General features: G+C 50.9%; 11 protein-coding genes. 2 read left to right on the forward strand and 9 right to left on the reverse strand.

What is annotated here, in order from left to right; genetic code table 11:
- Window positions 1-4: 4 nt before the first annotated feature.
- The 5 genes from QWI17_RS02595 to QWI17_RS02615 form a co-directional block, all read right to left on the reverse strand.
- Window positions 5-400, reverse strand: coding sequence for a response regulator (locus QWI17_RS02595; RefSeq protein ID WP_302720934.1), 396 nt, complete (start codon window positions 398-400; stop codon window positions 5-7).
- 26 nt (window positions 401-426) lie between these two features.
- On the reverse strand, window positions 427-4,494 hold the full coding sequence (locus QWI17_RS02600) for a PAS domain S-box protein (protein WP_302720935.1): 4,068 nt from the start codon (window positions 4,492-4,494) through the stop codon (window positions 427-429).
- 93 nt (window positions 4,495-4,587) lie between these two features.
- Window positions 4,588-4,920 (reverse strand): RnfH family protein, encoded by a 333-nt coding sequence (locus tag QWI17_RS02605; protein ID WP_302720936.1) that lies wholly within the window; start codon window positions 4,918-4,920, stop codon window positions 4,588-4,590.
- A 54-nt stretch (window positions 4,921-4,974) separates the two neighbouring features.
- Window positions 4,975-5,409, reverse strand: coding sequence for a type II toxin-antitoxin system RatA family toxin (locus tag QWI17_RS02610; RefSeq protein ID WP_302720937.1), 435 nt, complete (start codon window positions 5,407-5,409; stop codon window positions 4,975-4,977).
- A gap of 2 nt (window positions 5,410-5,411) precedes the next feature.
- Window positions 5,412-6,782 carry a sodium-dependent transporter gene (locus QWI17_RS02615; protein ID WP_302720938.1) on the reverse strand — a complete coding sequence of 457 codons (1,371 nt, stop codon included), beginning with the start codon at window positions 6,780-6,782 and terminating at the stop codon, window positions 5,412-5,414.
- A gap of 116 nt (window positions 6,783-6,898) precedes the next feature.
- On the opposite strand from QWI17_RS02615, the gene smpB reads away from it, so the two are divergent.
- Window positions 6,899-7,381, forward strand: coding sequence for an SsrA-binding protein SmpB (smpB, locus tag QWI17_RS02620; protein WP_302720939.1), 483 nt, complete (start codon window positions 6,899-6,901; stop codon window positions 7,379-7,381).
- Window positions 7,382-7,417: 36 nt separating this feature from the next.
- On the opposite strand, the gene QWI17_RS02625 is transcribed toward smpB, so the two are convergent.
- Window positions 7,418-9,205: a serine/threonine protein kinase gene (locus tag QWI17_RS02625; RefSeq protein ID WP_302720940.1), complete on the reverse strand. Its 1,788-nt coding sequence runs from the start codon at window positions 9,203-9,205 to the stop codon at window positions 7,418-7,420.
- Between the two features lie 81 nt (window positions 9,206-9,286).
- Between QWI17_RS02625 and QWI17_RS02630 the strand changes: the two genes are divergently transcribed.
- A complete protein-coding gene (locus tag QWI17_RS02630) occupies window positions 9,287-10,636 on the forward strand; it encodes a sodium-dependent transporter (protein WP_302720941.1) in 1,350 nt (449 codons plus the stop codon).
- Between the two features lie 73 nt (window positions 10,637-10,709).
- On the opposite strand, the gene QWI17_RS02635 is transcribed toward QWI17_RS02630, so the two are convergent.
- The 3 genes from QWI17_RS02635 to QWI17_RS02645 all read right to left on the reverse strand — a co-directional run bounded on the left by QWI17_RS02635 (window position 10,710) and on the right by QWI17_RS02645 (window position 14,334).
- Window positions 10,710-10,856 carry a hypothetical protein gene (locus QWI17_RS02635; protein ID WP_302720942.1) on the reverse strand — a complete coding sequence of 49 codons (147 nt, stop codon included), beginning with the start codon at window positions 10,854-10,856 and terminating at the stop codon, window positions 10,710-10,712.
- On the reverse strand, window positions 10,843-12,540 hold the full coding sequence (locus QWI17_RS02640) for a hypothetical protein (RefSeq protein ID WP_302720943.1): 1,698 nt from the start codon (window positions 12,538-12,540) through the stop codon (window positions 10,843-10,845). Before QWI17_RS02640 ends, QWI17_RS02635 begins: the two co-directional genes overlap by 14 nt.
- A gap of 699 nt (window positions 12,541-13,239) precedes the next feature.
- The gene (locus QWI17_RS02645; RefSeq protein WP_302720944.1) at window positions 13,240-14,334 is read right to left on the reverse strand and encodes a hypothetical protein; all 1,095 of its coding nucleotides are present in this window, start codon (window positions 14,332-14,334) and stop codon (window positions 13,240-13,242) included.
- Window positions 14,335-14,346 lie beyond the last annotated feature (12 nt).

Genomic DNA, 14,346 nt, shown 5'->3' on the forward strand with positions numbered 1-14,346 from the left:
GAATTTAAATTGTATTGGGTTTGGCACTTAGCCAAATTTTGTTGATCTGCTCGGCCAGCGTAAGCGGGTCAAACGGTTTGGCAATGACATCTACCGCGCCTAAAGCCAAGTATTCGGCTACCTCTGAAGGCTGTACCTTCGCTGTCATAAAAACAGCGGGTACGCCAGCCATAGATTTTAATTCTCGCAATTGGCGCAGAGTTTCCGGTCCGTCCATTTCCGGCATCATCACATCCAGCAAAATCAGGTCTGGCACCTCACTCTTGGCAGCCGCCAGAGCCTCACGACCCGACGAGCAACTCACTAAAGTATAACCACCTACGGTTTCCAGGGCGAGCTCGGCAATAGCGCGGATATCCGGCTCATCTTCGACGTACAAAATCGTTTGCAACTGTGCCATGTTTTCTTACCTGTCCATTTCATACTTTATCGTTCATTGTACCGATCCAACCACTCATCCAATAGTTCGACAAGCGAATCGGCCATCTGGTCCGCCTTCTCAATCACAGCTTTATATGTACGGGACTGCTGGGTAGATAGCGGAACCTGCGACAAAACCACAATATCTGCGCCTCGCGAAGAAGTGTCCGCTATCTTGGAGGACAAGTCCAGACCACTACCGTCGGGCAGCATGACATCTAAAATAATTAAGTCATAGTGCTCGCTTTCTAGCAGTGTTTGTGCGTCCGCGACGGTTGCAACGCCGGTCAAGTCGAAACAGCCCTGCATCAAAATCGCTACGATTTCACGGATATCCGGGTCGTCCTCTACCTGCAAGACCCTCGGTAAAACCCGCGGTGGACGAGCAGCAAATCGCGACCCCAGACAGGCTGGCAACGTGAAATAGAACCGCGTTCCTTTGCCCACGTGCGTGTCGTAGCCAATATGTCCATCCATACGCTGCACTAGCTCTTTGGTGATCGCCAAGCCGAGGCCTGTCCCTCCCTTACTGCGGGTACTGGAGCTGTCCACTTGCGAAAACTTTTGAAATATCTGGTCACGAAACTCTTCCGGTATACCTTTGCCCTGATCAATAATACTTACGCGCACTAACTTCGGTTCCCACTCTAACCGAACGGTGACCTTGGCGCCTTCTGGTGAAAACTTTGCTGCGTTGGACAATAGATTAGCCATAACCTGCTTCAGGCGATTCTCGTCAACACTTACAATCACAGGGCGATCACTGACCCGACTCGTTAACTTTTCATCACTTAATTCGAAGGTGACATTGTGCTCGGCCGCATAACTTGCATTCTCTTCAATAGCTGAGCAAATAAGCGGGGCTAACAACCGCGGACGCATGGTAAATTCCATTCTTCCAGCCACCAGCTTTTCCATATCGAGCAAGTCATTAACCAAGTGTATTAAGCGCGAACTATTGGTATAGGCAATGTGCACCAAACGACCGACCTGCGCTGGCAAAGCACCCATAGCACCGCCATCTAATAGGCGTAATGAGCCGCTGATAGCCGTTAGAGGTGTTCGCAGTTCATGACTGACCGTAGCGATGAATTCACTTTTCATTTGATCGATACGTTTGCGCTCCGTGATATCACGCACTATAGCGATATACAAAGGCTCACCTTCTTGCATAATTTCGGAAAGCGCCAGCTCAAGCGGGAACTGCTCTCCTTCTCGTCGAACACCAACAAGGTCACGAGTGGCGCCCACTGCGCGCTCCTTTTGACCAGCCTTAAAAAGCTCGAGAAAACTGCTCTGACTGGTCGTCTCATTCGCCGCCAGAAGAATATCCACGGACCGACCAACAACATCTTCCGCACGCCAACTGAACAGTCTCTCAGCCGATTGATTAAAAGTGTCGATGGTGCCATCACTGCGAATTGCTATAATTCCATCGGCCGCATTGTTTAATATAGTTTGGGTACGCTCTGCAAACACCCGCAATTGCTCACGTTGAGACTCAACCTCGCTAATGTCACGGCCGACCCCGAGATAGCCATCGACGTTACCTTCTTCATCGTATACGGCGGTCGCCGTCAAGATAACAGGAAATCGCGAGCCGTCTTTTCTTATATACGTCCACTTGCGCTCATCTGTGCCACCACGTTTAATTTTCTCAACAAAGACATCAAACCCCGGCTGCACCACATACCCCAATTCTTGAGACAGAGTTTCAGCGCGCTTCACAACCTCTTCTTGAACGTGTATAAAACCTTGATCACGTTTACCTTCGACCTCAGAGGCGTTGTAGCCCAGCATTTTTTCGGCACCACTATTGAAGGTACGAATAATTCCATCGCGATCTGTGGCAATAAAGGATACATTAGCAGCGTCCAGAATTGCCTGACGCCAGCGATTGGAGTATTTAAGGCGTTCTTGTGCCAGCATTTCTTCCGTAACGTCCCAAAGGAAACCGTGCCACATGACACTGCCATCATCGAGCTTTTCTGGGCTGGTTTGACCTCGCACCCAAACTATTCCTTTATCGGGGTGATGATAACGATACACGGCGGCCCACATCGTCATAGTTTCCGCAGAAGACATAATCGATTGACCGACGCGTTCGACATCTTCTTCATGTATCCGCTCGATAACTGAAGCAGCCGATTCTGCTATCTGTTCGGGCGTAACCCCATAGACATCCAGAATACCGCGGCTCGCGTAGGGGAAAAACATAACGCCGTCACGGTTCATTTGAAACTGGCACAAGCACCCAGGTAAACTGTCGGAAAGCTTGGTAAAAGTCTCGCTTAGCCTGGAGCTTTCCGCCTCCCTAAACCAACGCTCTAGAACGCCGCCAACCCACCGCGCCATCAGCCGCACAAAATCGAGCTCGGTTTCACTGAAGGGCTCTGGCCTCGCCACCGGCGCAGAAAAATTTAACGTGCCGTAAATTTCGCCCGCCACCCATATAGGGACGCCAATATAGCTTTCCAACTGTGTGTTTATGTAGCACGGATGAGTGGCGAAACCTGTCTCTTTCACGTGGTGCATGGACAGGACATCACCTAGTCGCAAGGTGTCATGGCAATAGCAATCGGGCAATGAAAATACCTGCCCGTCGTGCAGCGCATCTGGCGGCGAATGTTGCACCTTGATAGTATAGTCGTCTCCTCGAATATGACTGATTATACCGATTGGTAAGCCGAGATATTGTGCGCCTAAGCTGAGCGATTTACGCAACTGTTCTTGCGGTTGCGACTCAGCGAGTGTGGCGATTTCATTCAGCTGCTGCAACGCTTTTTGCTGTTTAGACACCATTATGTCTACTTGTTTGCGCTCATTGATTCGGGTGTATACGCCTATCATGTATTGAGCACGACCTTGTCCATCACGCTCAGAAACTTTACCCCGGGTCAGAAACCAAATGTAGCGCCCGTCGCGATCGAGCACACGCTGTTCGTGCTCGAACATATCTGTTTGACTTTTAAGGTGTGCCACCAGCAGCGCGTAGCTTTGTTCGCGGTCTTCAGGGTGAATTCGCCGCAGCCACTCATCAACGCCTGTTTTAACCCAATCCCCTTTTGTCAGCCCAAGCATTTTTTTCCAGTGATCAGAAAACTCTACCTTATTGGTCTGAATATCCCACTCCCAATACCCGCTTTGACTACTTTCCAAAGCAAGATCCAACCGATTGGCGCCCATCGCTCGGCGGGGTGCATTTAACCTAAACCGGTTGAAAATAACCCAAAATAAAATGGCTATGCCAATCAAACCAACGGCTAACCACAAATAGTGTAGCCAACTGCTGCGATGCAATAGGACGTCAAAAGTCGGGTCAATGGGCTGACTGATCGTAAGTGTTAGCGCTTGTCGATCCTCGCCCCCAAGTAACTTAAACCCCATGAGTAAATAGGGAGAGCCGTTGCTTGCGTGTATTTCAATCGCTCGATTTGGTTGTGCCAGCATGCTTTCATGATTTTGCAAGGCGACGAGTACAGCCGCACCGCCACTCGAAAGCATCGCGCCATCGGGCGTGGTCAATAACCACCCCAGATCTGTCGTTTCTGCGAATTGTGATTCGAGAAAACTAACCAGTGGCAATAAATACACCCAGCACTGCGCCGGGGAAGGCTGCGCGGTAAACGGCAAGACTAGATAGACCTCTTGTCGCGTAACCAACCAATCTGAATCATGTATGTCACTACAAGCAAGGTCTGCAGAAAGGCCTGAGCGAAGAGATTTAGAGGCCTCTGGGGGAATTGCCTGCCATGATCCGTCCGGTTTAATGTCCAGAGTCACGGCGCCAGGCCATAAACTTTGGATCAGCGCGTGCTGCGACGTTGCCAAATCCTGACGCTCAGCTTGCGCCTGTGCAAACTCGCTCAGCCAACGCCAGCGTTCAATGGCTGTATTCTCCAAATGTGTGAGCTTGTTAGACCACAGGCTATGTTCGGCGTCCAAACGCAGCTGTCCTACCTGCCCATTTACCGCGCGATATTGATACCAGAGAAAACCAACGATCAGCGAGAACATCGCCAGTAACAGCAAAGGGTACAACCATTCAAACCGGCGCAATCGCACTAGGCCCATAATCAATTCAGTCCAGACATGTTGAATTCAAGGCTTCCCAATGGGTGAAATTGATTACATTTTTAAAGTTCTCCACCCCTATACCACTATAGTCTATTTAGCCGTTTTCTCTTGTGCCTTGGCTTTTTCTGCCCGGCGTCGGCGCACCTCTTTAGGGTCAGCGGTCAAAGGCCGATAGATTTCGACACGGTCGCCACTGTGGAGCACATGTTCGCGCGGTGGTTTAAGCCCTTTCACCCCGAGTGCCTGGCCAAAAATACCCATTTTGGCGGTTTCTAAGTCGATTTCAGGGAACTCTCGAACAATGCCAGATCGCTCGGCTGCCTGAAAAGCAGTCGTTCCGGGCTCAACCAGTAACTCAATTATTTTTTGTTTTTGGGGTAGCGCATAAGCCACCTCAACGGTAATTAAATCCAAGTCCGCCATTTTGCTTCTCTCACCATTGTATTCAATCCAACCCCAGGAACTGTGGAATCCACTTTAATTCGCATATATTTGACTGGCACGATGGCACAGAGCCTTAACCTGCGACTCGGCTATTTGCTCAAACATGCGATTGGCCGCAAAGGCAAGCAAGGGGTTTTTCATGCTAAAAACCAACTCGAGTGTTACTTTGCACTGGTCACCCTCATTGGCAAATCGCCACTCACCTTTAAACTCGCGAAAGGGGCCATCCAATAAATCTAACGTCATACTGTGCGGCGGGTGCAGAGTATTGCGTGTCACAAAGCTCTGTGAAATACCACCCATCCCCAAAGACAGTCGCGCCTCTAACCAACCTTCACCCGAATTGAGTATTTCGGCCTTTTGACAGCCTTCCATGTACTCCGGATACGCCTCAATATCATTCACCAGCTCAAACATCTGCTGACATGAAAAATGGATGCTCTCTGAGCGTTCAATTCGATGCCCCACACTTACCCCACAAATTTATCAAAAATACCTAATACAAACACCACCGCAATTAACACCGGCGACACATACTTGAGTACGAGTAACCAGCGCACAAACCAGCGCGACGAGTCCAAAGCCAGCTCGCGGCGCAGTGGCCGCTTGTTCATAAACCATCCGACATAAATAGCCGTAGCCAAGGCCCCCAGCGGTAGCATCACTTGCTCGGTAACAAACAAGCTCAAGTCGAATGGGGTCATTCCCGCAACTGGCTTGAAATCTTGCCAGCGATTGAGAGAAAACACCGTGGTGAGGCCCAACAGCCAGGCACAAAATACGATCAGCAAATTGGCCGCAACGCGGTGGAATCGAAATCGCTCGGTAAGGTAAGCCACCGCGGGCTCCAGTAGCGAGATGGTCGAGCTCCAGGCCGCTATCGTGACCAGTAGGAAAAACACCGTGCCGAAGACCTCGCCCAAAGGCATGGCACCGAATACTATCGGCAAACTGACAAACATCAAGCCAGGGCCGGCGCTGGGCTCTACACCGGGGTTGGCAAATACGATAGGGAAAATCACCAAGCCCGCCAAAAGTGCGACTGAGGTGTCCAGAATACCCACTGTCACCGCTGTTTTTAGAATGGATTGTTTGTGCGGCATGTAAGAGCCATAGGCCATAATTGCACCCATACTTAGGCTCAGGGTAAAAAACGCATGCCCCAATGCGAGCGAAAGCCCCTCCATTGAAAGCTCACTGGCCCGAAAACTGAACAAGAAATTAAAGCCCGCCGCAAAATCACCAATGTAGGCCGCATACGCCAGTAACAGCAGCAGCAGGCAGAACAGCAATGGCATCAAGATGCGCACCGCGGTTTCCAGACCGCGGGTAACACCAAACATGATGATCAAGGCTGTCATACACAAAAAGGCCGTTTGCCACTGCACGAGCGTGCTGGTATCAGCCTGTAAAGCGCTGAACGCAGCACTGGCCGTGGTGCCATCAAAGCCTTCAAATCCACCGCGCGCCGCGGCCGTGACATATTCCAGGGTCCAACCGGCAATAACGCTGTAATAGGACAGTATTAAAAACCCTGCCAGCACGCCGCTCCAGCCGATTAACGACCAACTCCGGCTATTGCGCGACTCATGCGCAACCTTCTGCATTGCCATAATGGGGCTGGCACGTCCGCGCCGCCCGAGCATAACCTCGGCGGCCATCACGGGCAGGCCAATCAAGCAAATGCACAGCAAATACATCAGTACAAAAGCACCACCGCCGTTTTCCCCGGCAATGTAAGGGAATTTCCAAATATTCCCCAGACCAACGGCCGAACCCGTTGCCGCCAAGATAAAAGTGCCCCTGCGCCCCCAAATGGCGTGTTGTTGTGCTCTTTTCACGCTCCGCTCCGGTTATTGAACTAAGATCACAGTCGCTGATTGTACGCTGATAGCATGGTGTTGGTGAAATCGCTATAATGCCTGCCGCTCACTCATCGACCAGAAATTGTATTTTCATGGCCAAAAAGCAGAAAAGTAATACCGGTAGCAACACAATTGCGCTGAACAAAAAATCCCGCCACGACTATGTGCTGCAAGACAAGCTTGAAGCAGGTATTGCATTGCTTGGCTGGGAGGTTAAAAGTGCCCGGGCCGGCAAGGTACAGCTAACCGACACCTACGTGATTTTTCAAAACGGTGAAGCCTGGCTGGTTGGGGCGCAATTTACGCCGTTAAAAACGGTATCTACCCACTTTGTGCCGGAAAACAACCGCTCCCGTAAACTCCTGATGCACGACCGCGAACTGGAAAAGTACCAGCGTGCCACCGAGCAAAAGGGCTACACCGTGGTTGCCACGGCCATGTACTGGAAGCAGCACCTAATCAAGGTGGAGGTCGCACTGGGTAAGGGTAAACAGCTGCACGATAAACGCGAAACTGAAAAAGAGCGCGACTGGAGCCGGGAAAAGCAGCGCCTATTCCAGCACACGCAGCGCTAGATAAAGACTGGGCCTGTCTCACCTCGACCCGTCGCGTTATTGAGCAATCTGTTCCGCCAAGCTCAACAAGTGGCCGGCAAACGCATCCCTGGCTTTGTCGGCCGCGTTCAAATTGGTGTAACTGACCTGCTCACTCCAGCGCCCCAGTGAACGGGTTTGGGTTAAGTCATAAAGCACGACGTCGATTTGTGCCGAATAAAGGGTGTCGTATTGGCCGTAAAACTCGATGGCCTCGGCATCCAGCGCGGTTGCGGTGAGCAGTATCAAATAACGCCCGCCAGCCCCGATTAAATGATCCTTCAAATAACTTAAGTCAGGTTGCTGCGCCTGCAAAGCCTGCTGCGCGCCCGGTACAAAAGCCGGGTCAAGCACTTCCACCGCATCACTGCGCAAGGCCTCATCCAGCTGTGTGGCGAGTGGCCCCACTATGGACGGATCGCCGCGAGATGCGATTACCGCAGCCTTAGGCGCAGGCAAAGCGGCGGACTTAACCGCAGCGGTACCAGGCGCACGGTGTATTTCACTCGCCCTTTTTGTCGGTTGCGCGTCGTGCATTATGCTGGCCTGCGCAAGCTGGGGGGCTGTACCCTCACTGACCGCGTCGGCTGCGCTTGCATCGGCGCCAGCTAAATCGGTTTTGTTCGAGACGTCATTATCGATGTCGGGATTATTACTGGTTAATCTTGCATGATTTTCACGGGTAGCAATGTCGGGGGAGCTCACCATGTCTTCGGCCACTAACTCGTCGGCCGCCGGCGAGCTGCTCGCCATTTCAAGATCGGGCTCTTGCGCGGAATCGGTGCCTGACACTAATTCTGATAACGGCACTCTAAAAGAATAAGCCGCAGCCCCCAATCCGAGACAGACCAGCAACAACACGGGCAAGACACGGCGGGATTGGCGGGCGGGCCGAGCCTGAGCAGAGGCTAATGGCTCGCCCATTAGAGGTTCATTCGCCAGATAGTGAGACAAATCTTCGACCAAATCTTGGCAAGTTTGGTAGCGATTGTCCGGGTCTTTCTCAATCATGCGCTTGAGTATGGACTGCAGGCGCGCGTCGACGTCTGGGTTGAGCGTTTGAATATCCGGCGCAGGCTTCTCCACAACCTGCAGCATAAGCCCCATCGGGCTTTCATCGTCAAAGGGTTTTACACCGGCCAGCATTTCAAACAGTACCACTCCCAAACTGAAGATATCGGAGCGAGAGTCTACAGCCCGCCCCTGAAAGACTTCGGGGCTTACATAACCTGTTGTGCCAACAAACTGGCCGGTGGTTGTGAGCTTGTCGCCTATGTCCCGCGCCAACGCAATGCCAAAGTCGGTGATTTTTACGGTACCGGAGGGTTCGATCATTAAATTGGAAGGTTTTACATCGCGGTGAATAATGCCGCGATCGTGAGCACAGGCGAGCCCCTTGGCCGCCTGCATAAGAATACCGGCCGCCTCTTTCGAACCCAGCGTGCCCTTTTCGCGCACCCTGTCAGCGAGGGTCTCCCCCTCGATACACTCCATGACAAAATAGGGTAAATTATCTTGCTCGCCGGTAAAGTAGATATGTACAACGTTTGGGTGATTGAGCGCGGCCACACTTTTGGCTTCACGCGAGAAACGCCCAACCAAAGACTCATCATCCGCTAAATGCGGCGCCAATACTTTAATGGCGACATAGCGGTTTAGCGAGCTTTCGTAACCACGATACACCGTGCCCATACCGCCACGGCCCAGCTCAGCCACTACCTCGTAGTGACCAATTTTTTGCGTCGCCGGAGCCTTGTCTTTGTCCTGCGACTCACTGATTACTGTCTTGTCTTGATCGCGATCCACGGGCAATTCCCTGTTAATGCCTATGTGTTGGCCTTTATACTAGCACCAAAAATCACTCCAATCAGGCAATAAGTGACGACTATGGCGCATCCGCGGGGACAATTTTCCAGCAAAATCGGTTTTCTATTGGCAGCCGCGGGCTCCGCGGTTGGTCTGGGCAATATTTGGGGATTTCCGACGCAGGCGGCCAGCAATGGCGGCGCCGCCTTCCTACTGGTCTACCTGATTCTGGCCTTTGTACTGGCCTACCCAGCGTTAATGGCAGAGCTCACCATCGGCCGTTACAGTCGCTCGAATGTGTTCACAGCCTTGAGCAACATGAGTCCTACCCCTTGGGTTCGCACATTTGGCGCAGCAATAGGCACCGTGGCCGTTTGCACCGCGGTTATCATTTTGGGCTTTTACGCTATTGTGGCCGGCTGGATGCTGGCCGAATTTCTGGCACCGGTGGCAAGCCTTGGGGGGAGCGAGACGGGTCACCTTTGGCTTAAGAAAAATAGCTTTGGACGCGATACATTCATGTGCGGCGTAATGGCCGGGCTAACCATACTGATCGTGGCTCGTGGCGTTGAAAAAGGCATAGAGACCTGGTCCACACGCTTAATGCCTCTACTGTTTTTGATTCTGACCAGCCTGATTGTCTTCGTTTTGATGCAGCCCAGTGCCGGCGAAGGCCTGAAGGCTTATTTGATACCCAATCTTAGTCATCTGCGAGAGCCATCTTTATATTTAAGTGCCATGGGGCAGGCATTCTTCTCGCTGTCGCTCGGTGTCGGCACCATGCTGATTTACGGTTCCTATTTACGCGATACCGACAACCTGCCTCGACTGGGAGCTTCTGTCACCCTGCTCGATACCGGTTTCGCCTTTACCGCAGGGCTGTTGATCATACCGGCCATTTACGTCGCTCAAACGCAAGGCGTAAGCATCTACTCGGAATCCGGCGACTTGATCGCCGGGCCCGGCCTGATTTTTCAATTATTGCCTGCGCTGTTCTCTAGCATGGGCAGCGCCGGCACCTTTCTGGCCTTCGCCTTTTTTGCCTTGATGACCATTGCCGCCCTAACCTCAACCATATCCATGCTCGAAGTCCCCGTATCTGTGTGCGTGGAACGCTGGGGCTTACCCCGGGCAAAAGCCGCGTGGGCCTGTGGCTCGGTCATTTTTGGCCTGAGCGTTATTATCATCTGGCAATTCGATACGCTTTTCTCTTTGGCCATCACGGTAAGTACCGAATACGCAGAGCCCCTTATTGGAGTAGCCCTGTGTCTGTTTGCAGGCTGGGTCCTATCGCGCAAAAAGTTATTGGAAGAGCTAACTAAAGGCCACCCGGAGATTGAGTCCACTTTGTTTTGGAAAGTGTGGCCTTTTTATGTCCGGTTTATTTGCCCGGCGTTAATCTTGATAACCTTTGTGCAGAGTTTGCGGTAAGAACTGTACGAGTAGGTGGTTGCAATTCAATGTAAAAAATCACGTAAGCAATGCCCTATTATTGATACATCCGTTAGAATTGATATAGGTAAAAGCGATAGCTGCTTTCAGCAACCAGCTCGTCGTCCGAGCCACCCACCATGAACAGAGCATCGTCATTGTTAAACTGCACGCCTTCATACATATATTGGTATTCGATAAAATTGTCAGGCACAGACATAGCGTTCCAAACTCCGCCCCCCCCATCTAAGATACTTGGGGCCACCATCCCAATAAAACAATCTATTTCCACTGGCCGACATTCTCATTAGGCTTGCACTCTCAGCCAAGTAATAGTCTTCTTCCCTCACCCACTCTCCAGCCTGCATATTGTACGTAATGAAAAAATTCGCTCTCCTGCTAAACATAATAAACCGCGTTGCGTCCGCATTAACTTCCATGCCGAAATGGGCACCGTCTAATGCATCCATTTTGTCAATGACTTTTGCATCAAGCGCGGCCGACAGCTCCCACTGTTCGAGCTTTTCATAAACGTATACAGCACCAAAACACGGGGGAAACTCGCAGGTTTTAGGCGGAATATTATGTGCAACCATGCCAACCTTGGCCAGGTCTAGAGAGTCAGCCTCACTGTCATTTAAGTTTATTGCAGAAGCCAACAGTAGTTTTTCCCCATCTCTCGAAAAAGATATCGCATCATCTGTATTGTAGCCATCGATCAAATGCAACTTTTCTGCCGGCAACCAGCCATTATCTTTCCATTCAAAGGTAAACATCCAGTTAGCATAGACGAGCGCCACCTGTTTTCCATCGAACGAAAAGGCTGATCCGTGCACAGAATGCCAGTAGATGAGTCCCTCCATGGATTTCGCTAGTATTGAACTTTTTTCAGTTTTTTCCGACACATCAAAGTATCGAACAATTACAGTTTCATCAGTGAATTCATGCGGGTTAGGATTATCGCCACAGCCTGCATAGGGCCCTTGTACTAAAGCCAACTTTTCACCATTGCCACTAAAATTGGCCTCAATGATGAAATCGTAGCCCGTCACTTCAATAGTAAAGTAGTCTATCCACTCATCATTCTCTTCCCTCAGTATAATCACGGACCGGTCACACCGGTCTTCCTCCCCCACAGCATACAAAGCGACATATTCACCACTCTCAGAAAAAGCTAGTATTTCATAGTTACCCACATTAGCCTCAATTTTAGTACGGCCAATAGCATGACGAAAATTGCCCGGCAGCCCTTGCATACTTCCTTCCACACAACCCGTTATATTGCACGCCTCGACAACATAGGTATTGTTTACTGCATCGAGTAAGAAAACTGATACATTTTGCTTGTGACTGCCATCCTCAAACTCACCAACAATAGATCTTTCCCCAAACACATCAACTTCTATTACATTAAGAGCGTCTGCATGGTTCGGTAACGTCGCCTGGAATTCGAGTCGATTCTGATTAATGTAACGATACGTGTAATCAAAAGCATCGGGTAATGGTGGAAGTACCGCAAACTCAACCGCAACGGTGCACGACTCTCGCAAAAATTCAATTGTGAAGGTATTGTCGATCAACTGCCCGTCACAGCCTGTCGCGGATTCCAGGTAGAAACCCTCTTCAGGTATAAGCTCAATCGCAGTGTTTTCACCATATAGCAACGCCGTCGGTAATCCTTGATAGCTACCATGCTCATTGACGTCTACCGTCACACTGACAGGAACCGGGGCAAACTCGGCACTAACTTCGCAAGACTCAACAACCTCATCAATCTCAAAAGAAAGACCAATTAATGCACCGCCGCAGCCCGTTGCACTGATCAGCTGCTGGCCTTCGTTGGGAGTAAAATCAATGCTCAAAGACTCCCCTTGGCTCACCGTGGTCAGTGCCGGGGTTGCCATGCCATTGCCCGCTATATTGACGACCACATCATAGTCAACGGCTGCTGAACTTAACGAATCCGAACTGTGGGAACTGAAAGATGAACTAGCAGGCTATTGAAAAACCCCAAGCGTACTCAGGCTTTCAGGCTGGCTCGTAATCTAGGCGGCCTTTTGATGGTGTGTGTCCACCCATCGAAAAAGGGTAACGACGAGTACGGGCCAGCCTGAAAGCCCCGGAGGGCGTGGCCTGAAGCGCACATCTGCTGCGCCTTGCCTCTAGCAAAGGGAACCACCCTGTCCGTCGAGACAAGACACAACATCTGCACGCTTCAGACTACGCTGAGCATGCATGAGGTTTTTCAACAGCCTGCTACACGAGGCCTGCCCGGATGAGCTTGATACCACACTAGCGCCAGCTCCGGAATTACCCGAGCCACCGCAAGCGGTTAAAAACAATATGACAATCAGCAGCAAGTACGCACTGACAGGCCGCGTTAGAAATTCGAGCATCACTGTTCACTCCCCTCATCCATGCAATCGTTATTGGCGATGAGCAACTTATCTAGAATTGCTTGACGCAGAGGGTATCGGAATAAATGTTAAAAAACTGTAACGGGTACAATTGTTAACAAATTAGATGCGGGATGCGGGATGCGGGATGCGGGATGCCAAGCCTAGCTTTTCACCACCCGCAATCCGCACCCTTTTATTTATATTTTAAAATGCGTAAGAAAGGCTAATATTAACGCCATCATCCAAACCTAGCTGATAGCCGTTATAATCCTCTTCAATACGGGTAATCCACTCAGCGCCTAAACGCAGTCCTGCAAAATTACCGCCGGTTATCACAGTATTAATACCGATGCCCGCATCCAAAAATTCGCCACCATAATTGGCCTGTAAATCGCTTGGGCTACTGTGACCATGTGGACCGTTGTAGTGTCCGCTAATGGAGTCTTGCTCAGACCATTCAAGCCGCGCCGACACACTCATCCAGTCGAGTACACGAATGGCACTCCACACCGTAGCGCCATACTTGTCGCCAAAAGCAAAACCCGAATCGTTTTCGTTTTCGAGTCGAATTTCAGCGTTAGCCTGAGCGCCCCAACTCACTATGCCACTAAACCCTGTATAAGTAATCGAAGGTAGCGCGTCAAACGTACCACTGCCGAGCTGCATACCGTAATGAACAAAGCTGCCGTCGGCGTTCTTTTCATCAACACTACCGGTAGGAAGGCTCACCCCAAAGGTTGTTATCAGTTGGTGAGAAGAACTTGGGGTCCAGTTATAGAGGGCGCTGACCACGGTATCGCCCCAGCCCGAGGTGCCATGGCTATGGTGGTGATGCATATTCATCATATCGGCCATTCCGTCCATACCCGACATATCGTTCATATTGGGCATTTCACCCATATCTGACATCTCGGCGTGACCATGTCCGGCCATACCGGTGGAAGCCATATCCATATCCATGCTCATGTACATAGGCATCAGCATCAACGTGAGGTTGTCGTTGGGAGCGTACATGATATCCAGCATGATCATATCCATGGTCATGCCCGTTGGCATCATCGAGAAACCGGCCATGGCCAGATCGTGTGCACTGGCCTCATCACTACCGTGAAACATACCGCTATAGCTGGAACGCAGATACCGGTAACCGGTCATAACCTCACCCTTTTTGTGGGTATGGTCAGCCATAACCCCTGCTGGCGCATGAGACTCGGGAACCGGGCCACCTTCGTGTGCCATAGAGGTGTTCGAGGCGGCGAGTGCAACAGCCAGAGCCAATCCGGTCAATTTTTGTTCCATTATCTACTCCTA

Origin of the sequence: Gilvimarinus gilvus (assembly GCF_030518155.1) — a bacterium.
In the GTDB taxonomy this organism is placed as follows: Bacteria; Pseudomonadota; Gammaproteobacteria; order Pseudomonadales; family Cellvibrionaceae; genus Gilvimarinus; species Gilvimarinus gilvus.

What these genes read in the sequence shown, in the direction of transcription:
- QWI17_RS02595 (WP_302720934.1), bottom strand. Translation starts at nt 400, where the DNA reads ATGGCACAGTTGCAAACGATTTTGTACGTCGAAGATGAGCCGGATATC.
- QWI17_RS02600 (WP_302720935.1), bottom strand. Translation starts at nt 4,494, where the DNA reads ATGGGCCTAGTGCGATTGCGCCGGTTTGAATGGTTGTACCCTTTGCTG.
- QWI17_RS02605 (WP_302720936.1), bottom strand. Translation starts at nt 4,920, where the DNA reads ATGGCGGACTTGGATTTAATTACCGTTGAGGTGGCTTATGCGCTACCC.
- smpB (WP_302720939.1), top strand. Translation starts at nt 6,899, where the DNA reads ATGGCCAAAAAGCAGAAAAGTAATACCGGTAGCAACACAATTGCGCTG.
- QWI17_RS02630 (WP_302720941.1), top strand. Translation starts at nt 9,287, where the DNA reads ATGGCGCATCCGCGGGGACAATTTTCCAGCAAAATCGGTTTTCTATTG.
- QWI17_RS02635 (WP_302720942.1), bottom strand. Translation starts at nt 10,856, where the DNA reads ATGTCTGTGCCTGACAATTTTATCGAATACCAATATATGTATGAAGGC.
- QWI17_RS02640 (WP_302720943.1), bottom strand. Translation starts at nt 12,540, where the DNA reads ATGGCAACCCCGGCACTGACCACGGTGAGCCAAGGGGAGTCTTTGAGC.
- QWI17_RS02645 (WP_302720944.1), bottom strand. Translation starts at nt 14,334, where the DNA reads ATGGAACAAAAATTGACCGGATTGGCTCTGGCTGTTGCACTCGCCGCC.